The sequence below is a fragment of the Nostoc sp. FACHB-190 genome (assembly GCF_014696905.1).
Taxonomy (GTDB): Bacteria; Cyanobacteriota; Cyanobacteriia; order Cyanobacteriales; family Nostocaceae; genus Nostoc_B.
In genome coordinates, this window is sequence record NZ_JACJQW010000043.1 from 49,141 (window position 1) to 56,700 (window position 7,560).

Consider the following 7,560-nt stretch of genomic DNA (forward strand, 5'->3'; position numbering starts at 1 on the left):
TCTGAACTCATCCCACCCGCACCATCCGCCGAATCTCATCACTCTTGAAGCCGATCGCCATTGGCCGACGTATCCCCGGAAGTGCCACTACGTCGTATAATTCCAGTACCACTCCCTCAATTCGCAAGGAATGCACGATATCTCCACTCCGCAAATCAACCACCAGCAACCCACACCGAGGTTCAACATTTTTTTGTTGTAATTTCTCGTCTAAAGGCAACCCAATAAAAGTTTTGTTGTGCCTGGGTTGAGAAATTCCCACGATCGCAAAGTCTCCATGAAACGCACAACCACGCATATATCCCGGACAAAATGTAACTGGTTCAAATACTCCCTGTTCTAAATCAACAAAGCCAAATTCCCCAGTACCAGAGTTCAGTAACCATAGTTTGTCTTTATACCACCGAGGCGAATGAGGCATTGACAGCCCCTCCAGGACGATCTCTTTACTTTCCACATCAATCACGCAACCACCATTAGCCCGTTTGTCTCGCCATCCCTCGGCGGCATCGGACTGACTAACAGCAGTGACATATCTGGGTTGTCCATCTCGCAGTGCCAATCCGTTGAGATGACACCTATCTTCTGCCGCCAATTTAGTAATAAACGGCGGCTGCCACAGGGGAACGAAACTGTGGGTGTGACTGATGGTAGCTAAACAGCTAAATAGGGTATTGACAAATATGAGGCTTTCTGATCTGCCATGACTGTGACTTCTTTCACCCTGGAATGACGAATGACTCAGGACAATATCATGGATGTCTAAATCTCCAGTCACATAACTGACTTGAGGCAAATACACCGCATCATAGTTGTTGTGAAGTTCTCCCGGTTCTAAGGTGTTTTCAAAGCGCCATATTTGATACAGAGAACTCATGTACAAGCTACTGCCTTGGGCATACAGACCCATACAGCGTTCAAATGTGCGCTCAAATACTGATAATCGCCCGTTTGGCTGCAAACCGATAAATAATAGTTTACCTGCTTGATAGGTGGTGAATGCTAAACTCAGATTTTGCTCAAATAGCCAAGGCGTAAACTGCCGCGAAGCATTTATTTCTAAGGTGTGAGCAGCAACAACAGGATTTTGATTCATTTTTTCTGCCGCAATACGGTTCAGATAATGGGAAAAGTATCAGGTTTAATCTAGATTAAAAAGTATTTAATCTCAATAAGGCTAGTTTAGTTTCAAATCACAATTTCACTGGACTAAATCTGGACTTGAAACAAATACACTAATGTGCATAGCGAATTTATTTAAATATCTTGGTTATATTTATTTGGCTTTTATTCTTAGGATAATATAAAGAGGTTAAAAAAAATATGTTAAGAAATTAAGGTATGGCGATCGCTTCTGCAAAAATTACTCTGTTCCGTGCGAATGAGGTGTATTTGCTTGCAGGAGATGAAGTGGTAGTGAGTAAATCAGGAAGACAAACTTATGGGCTGGATAGATTTTTTTCTAGCCTAGTTAGCAAACCTATATTAGGACTATCTTTTTTTACATTATCATTAGTAAGTGTGAAACAAAGGCACTCCTTTCCGATTCGGATAGAACAGGTAATCAAGAGCGATATAGAAAAAAGTAGCCTGCCACCAACCCCAAAAATAAAACCTGAAGAGAAACGTAAGCGTGGACGACCAAAAGGGAGCAAGAACAAGAATAAAGCAGAGGTTATTCTCACATCTGAATTACTAAGAATTAAGAAGATGATTAATGAGTTAGTCAAGTTAATAGCTAACTTTATCCCCCTGACGTACTTAGTCTTAGATGGTCATTTTGGGAACAATAATGCTTTGCAGATGGCTCGACAAGTTAACTTGCACATAATTTCCAAGTTACGCCATGATTCGGCATTATACATACCTTACCGAAACCCTGATCCTAATCGTCGCTCCCGTCGTAAATACGGTGAAGCAGCCCTGAAGACGGCTTTCCCGTCGCAGGGGACTGCTGAACCCGAAGGGTAATAAGCTGGATTATTGTAATATACCTGACGCATATTTGTATAAAAGTAGCATTGAGGAGGATATCAAAACTGACAGTTATCAAACTACGTTACTCCACAAGGAATTTGCCCAAGCACTGAATATAGTAATTTTGGTCAAAACCAATCTTAAAACTAACGCTCGTAGTCATGTAATCCTATTTTCTAGTGACCTAAAATTGTCATACGAAAAAATAATCGACTACTACAAACTGCGCTTCCAAATTGAGTTTAACTTCCGTGATGCCAAGCAATTTTGGGGATTAGAAGATTTTATGAATCTGGGACAAACTGCTGTGACTAATGCTGCTAATTTAGCATTTTTTATGGTTAATTTATCCCACCATCTTCTCGCTGATTTCCGTAAATATAATCCTGGTTCTGGCATTATTGATCTGAAAGCTTATTACCGTGGTTTTCGATATGTCCGTGAAATGTTAAAAATGCTTCCCGAAATCCCTGAGCCTATTTTATTAGCCCAAATTTTTGCCAAGCTTACTTCCCTGGGACGTATTCATCCCGTTTCTACAGGTATCGAACCCTCGTAAATTGGCTAAGGTATTGCTTTAAGCACCGCTTTATTTACTAAGAGGCTGGGACTTGCTTCCTCTCATGGTTAAATCATACGTTGACGTATTTAGTGTGTCAATAGTGTTGACGTATGAAAATTACTACGTTAATGTGTTTATTACGCCAATGTTATTAATGTGTGTCGCCAAAATACACAAGGAACATCAACTATGTTGATACATCAACGAGTTGATCAGAATATGCTTGAAATGTTCGAGCGTATTCCGATGCAAAAAATGACTAGGTTTATTGATCTGTCAAAATTCTGGACAAAAGAAACAAATCTCTCTGTTGAACGAGCGCATGAAATGACTGGACTCGATAAACGCACATTATCATCTGCTAGGCGTGGATTTTTAGATAGGTGTCAAATTGACACTATATATAAACTCTTAGAATTAGCATCTGAATTGGCAGGCAGAGAGGTTGATTTCAAGGAAATCATCAGAAATGACGAAACTAGATAACAACAACTAAAGCGATCGCTCCCGGCCAAGAGCGCGATCGCCTGAACTAACTCTAGATCAAAGAACTAGTCATGTCTAACTTACCAGCTATCAACAAACTCCGACAAGACAACCCCGACTTACTCACTACTGAAGGGTTGTCTGCTTTGCTTCATGACTGCATTTGTCTGAAATACGCTCAACATCACAGGTTTACATACCCGTCATTGCTGGCAGACAAAAGCATTTACCTTGAACTTGCCCAGATAGGTAGTAGTAATGTTGAAGATGAAGCCCTAATCCATCGCATTCAGGCAAGTTCCAAAATCTGGGCGAAAAATGGCGCAGACACAATGCAAGAAGCGACTGATTTCTTGCTTCTGTTTCACAAAATCCGCGACAACATTCACCAACTCCAGCAAAACTTGAGCATTTCTGGAGTTAGCCAACGGCATATCTCAATCCGTGTTCGCCCTTGGCGTTGGCGCAGCCATCGCTTATTCTCATATCCAGCCCCAGAGGATCAGCTGATTCTGCTGGAGTGCGATCGCATAGTACTCCAAAACGCGGTTCCCGGAGTTCTCAAGTACTTCCTGGAATTAGTGCAGATGTCACCAACATACAATCTGTTTTTTGTTGATGAGAACAAGAACAAAATTCCGACTACAGTTGCAATAGTGGAAGATGCAGCAGCCAGAGCAGTCAAGGCTGAGATTTATTCAGAATCTTACAACTGGAAACCAACAAATACTAACTGCTGGGAAGGTAAACCCGCGCCCCAACTTCACCCCGGTGAAATTCATTTGATTCTTCATCTCGACTGGGACGAGAACGAGTTCCTGTTCTTTGACGCTCATCACCCAGACATCAACCGATGGCCTTGGCTGGCTGAAAATTAAAAGTGATCGCGGGTGTTATGGTGTGCGATCGCTCCAAGTGACAGGTGATAAGTAATTATTACTAGTCTACCGCTATCAGTTGCAAATTCCCAAAATCCCAGGCGGCAATGCAACCATGCTGCGACGGGTTCGTGCGCCCAAATTTCAGAAGGACAAGCAGCCTTATGTATCAATAAAAAGCAATCGCACCAACGAAGAAAGCGCGATCGCGGGGAGGAAAAATAGTTGATTTAGTTATATACGAGTTTTTTCAAACCTTTACTTTTCTTTACTAAGTTTCAAGAAACTTATACCAACTAGCAATTCGCAATCTGCAATTTAAAACTTGGTGAATCGCTACAAGTTCTTCCCTCTTTTCTTGGTAATTCTTTGACCTATTTTTAAACACTTCAAAGCGGTATGCACTCATACCGCTAACTCTTTCATGCGTCTATCGGAGGGAATTATGAGTCTCGAATCTCATCACTTACAAGAATGGCTCAACAGTGGCGTTGATGAAGAACTGATTGCTCTCAATCTGCGATCGCTCGTCGGCAGAACACCTTATGAATACCTGCTGTACAGTCCAAAAATCTCCCGCCGCAACGATGGGCGATTACGCGATCGCGATTTGAAGAAATACCAACACATTGAATTGGGCGGTTGGTGGTGTAACGGCGTTGACCCACTGAGCAATTATGAACAAATGCTCTGGGGTTGCTTCAAGCCCGACAAACCCCGCAGAGATTCACAGAAAATCCACAAGTTCATTAAATACGAGCATCCTTACAGGGAGCAAACACGCGCTTTCTTTTTGCAAGTCACTAAAAAGATTTGGGTCAAAGTTTCAAATCGCTGCGGCATTCCCATCACCGACGAGGATTTACAGCATCCAGGTGGGTTCTGGCATTGGGTTTGGAAAAACAATGTACCAATTGTAATTGTCGAGGGAGCTAAAAAAGCTGCTTGTTTACTGAGTGCTGGTTATGCGGCGATCGCTATCCCTGGGGTAAATGCTGGCTACCGCACACCAAAAGATGATTCCATTACTGCCACTGGTAAGCCGTCACTCATCCCTGATTTGAAACATTTCGCAACACAAGGCAGACAAGTTAACATTTGCTTTGACAACGATACCAAACCTGAGACTGTTCAACGAGTGCGAACCGCTATCAGTCGTATGGGGCGACTGTTGATAAACGAAGGTTGTCAGATGCGAGTGATTGATCTACCAGGGTCACAAAAAGGCGTTGATGATTTTGTTGTAGCTCATGGTGAGGCGGCTTTTCACTCACTGTACAATACAGCCGAAACGTTGGAGTTATGGGAAATTAAGCTGTTTACTCTGCTGACCTATCCCCCAGCAATCGCACTCAACCAGCGATTTTTGGGTGGTTTGATTGCACCAGAAGGCGAAAAGCTGATTGTCCTCAAAGCCCCAAAAGGCACAGGTAAAACTCAGTGGTTGTCTCAGGAAGTAGCAAAAGCCCACGACCAGGGGCGACGGGTTCTCATCATCACCCATCGTATTCAGTTGGGTGAGGCTTTGTGCGATCGCTTCGGTGTGGATTACGTTAGCGAGATTAAAACTTCTGACACAGGTGGTTTGCTTGGGTATGGCGTGTGCGTGGATTCTTTGCACAAAGATAGTCAAGCCCATTTCAACCCTAACGACTGGTCAAACGATGTCATTATTATTGATGAATGCGACCAAGTTTTCTGGCATCTGCTCCACTCTACTACTGATGTGGCCAAGCGGCGGGTAGCGATACTACGAAATTTCAAGCAGTTGGTTCAAAACGTCTTGGGTAGCGAACACGGCAAAATCTATCTGTCTTCTGCCGATGCCTCAGATACCGATGTCAAATACATTCTTTCTCTGGCTGGAGAATATCGGGTGAATCCCTTCGTGATCGTAAATAATTATCAGCCCGTATCTGGCAAGTGTTACAACTACTCTGGTAGCAACCCCAAGAATTTGATTGCGGCACTTGATAAGGCGATCGCATTGGGGGGACATCATTTATTATGCTGTTCTGCCCAAAAAGCCAAGTCCAAATGGGGTACTCAGGCATTAGAACAACGATTCAAGCAGAAATTCCCCTATCTGCGGATACTGCGAATTGACAGTCATTCAGTTTTAGACCCGAAACACCCAGCTTTTGAGTGTATTGCCCATCTCAACGAAATCCTCACGCAGTATGATTTAGTCATCGCCTCACCCAGCTTGGAAACAGGTGTGTCTATCGATATTCGAGGTCATTTTAGTTCAGTCTGGGGAATATTCCAGGGAGTTCAGCCTGTGGACTCAGTACGGCAGATGTTAGCACGGTTAAGAGAAACTGTTGACCGTCACATCTGGGTTAGTCGGTATGGGATGGGGACTGTGGGCAATGGTTCAACTTCTATGGGTGGATTGTTGCGGAGTCAGGATATTGCAACCCAGGCGAATATTGCTCTGTTGTCTGCGGCTGACAATGACGATTATTCGTTTATTGACCAGAACTTTCAGCCCGAATCTTTGCAGACTTGGGGTAAGCGAGGTGCGGTCATTAACGTGGAAATGCGCCGTTACCAGGAATTTGTGCTGAAGGGTTTGGTAGCTGATGGCTATAAGATTATTGATGCCGACGATTCTGACCCTGACGAAACCAAGGAAGTTGTTAAAGAGGTGAAAGCAGCCTCCAAAGAATTATATTCTGGTCAATGCCTGGGAGTTTCTAAATCTGATGATGTGTCTGATGCCGAACTGAAGAAGTTGCAGGAGAAGCGGGTGAAGACTGAAGAAGAACGTTATCAGCAACGCAAGGGGGAGTTATCCCGGCGTTATGAAGTTGATGTTACGCCTGAGTTGGTAGAAAAAGATGATGACGGCTGGTATCCTCAACTGCGTCTGCACTATTACCTGACTGTGGGACGGGAGTTTTTGACCAGCCGGGACAGCAAAAGGGCTAAGGCACAAGCTGAAGCTGGAGAGAATGCGATTTGGAAGCCTGACTTTAACAAAGGGCAGATGTCGTCTTCTGTATTGTTGTTAGAAGAACTGAACCTGTTGCAGTTGCTCACGCCTGGGAAGAAGTTGCGGGGTTCTGATGAAAAAATGCAGGAGTTTAAGGCGATCGCGCTACAGCATCGGTATTTGATCAAGAATTACCTGAATGTGACTATTTCGGAGAAGCTGACTCCTGTGGCGATCGCACAAAAGTTGCTGGACAAGATTGATCTGCGGCTATCGTATGTTGGTCGGTTGGGGCCACGGGGTAAGCGGGAGTGTGTTTATAAGTTTGTTGCTCCTGATGATGGGCGTGATGGGATTTTTGAGAAGTGGTTAAATCGAGATGAAGCGGTAATTGCGAATAGCTCGGTGTCAGTCACTAGTAATATAAATGTACCAACACCAATCACTGACACAACATCACTATCACTCCCCAGTAATCAGGATACGGGCGGACAGGAAAACTCTACGGATTCTTGGTGGCAGCAGATCAAGTTTTACGCTGCTGGGTTTATGGAACGAGTGAAAGATGGTGTGGAATTAATCAAAGAGTTCCTCTCCACCCTCACAAGTGATGAACGGTGGGGCGTGATGCTGGCGTTTGAGGAGGCGCAGCCAGAGGTGTTCGGGGAGTTGGTAGCACAGGCTCCTGAGTGGGTGACGTGGATGGGGTGACTCAAATA

The 7,560-nt window shown here is 44.0% G+C and carries 4 protein-coding genes and 1 pseudogene; 4 read left to right on the forward strand and 1 reads right to left on the reverse strand.

Annotated elements, in window-relative coordinates:
- Positions 1–7: 7 nt before the first annotated feature.
- Positions 8–1,096 (reverse strand): TIGR03032 family protein, encoded by a 1,089-nt coding sequence (locus H6G28_RS30250; protein WP_190676463.1) that lies wholly within the window; start codon positions 1,094–1,096, stop codon positions 8–10.
- 272 nt (positions 1,097–1,368) lie between these two features.
- Here H6G28_RS30250 and H6G28_RS30255 point away from each other — a divergent pair.
- The 4 genes and pseudogenes from H6G28_RS30255 to H6G28_RS30270 form a co-directional block, all read left to right on the forward strand.
- A pseudogene (locus tag H6G28_RS30255) lies at positions 1,369–2,536 on the forward strand (transposase); the annotation flags it as partial.
- Between the two features lie 192 nt (positions 2,537–2,728).
- Positions 2,729–3,025, forward strand: coding sequence for a hypothetical protein (locus tag H6G28_RS30260; RefSeq protein ID WP_242054679.1), 297 nt, complete (start codon positions 2,729–2,731; stop codon positions 3,023–3,025).
- A 71-nt stretch (positions 3,026–3,096) separates the two neighbouring features.
- Positions 3,097–3,903: a hypothetical protein gene (locus H6G28_RS30265; RefSeq protein WP_190676465.1), complete on the forward strand. Its 807-nt coding sequence runs from the start codon at positions 3,097–3,099 to the stop codon at positions 3,901–3,903.
- A gap of 445 nt (positions 3,904–4,348) precedes the next feature.
- Complete coding sequence (locus H6G28_RS30270) at positions 4,349–7,552, forward strand: plasmid replication protein, CyRepA1 family (protein WP_190676467.1); 3,204 nt, start codon at positions 4,349–4,351, stop codon at positions 7,550–7,552.
- Positions 7,553–7,560 lie beyond the last annotated feature (8 nt).

Excerpts from the sequence above, each read along its gene's own strand:
- H6G28_RS30250 (WP_190676463.1), bottom strand. The coding sequence starts at position 1,096 with ATGAATCAAAATCCTGTTGTTGCTGCTCACACCTTAGAAATAAATGCT.
- H6G28_RS30260 (WP_242054679.1), top strand. The coding sequence starts at position 2,729 with ATGTTGATACATCAACGAGTTGATCAGAATATGCTTGAAATGTTCGAG.
- H6G28_RS30265 (WP_190676465.1), top strand. The coding sequence starts at position 3,097 with ATGTCTAACTTACCAGCTATCAACAAACTCCGACAAGACAACCCCGAC.
- H6G28_RS30270 (WP_190676467.1), top strand. The coding sequence starts at position 4,349 with ATGAGTCTCGAATCTCATCACTTACAAGAATGGCTCAACAGTGGCGTT.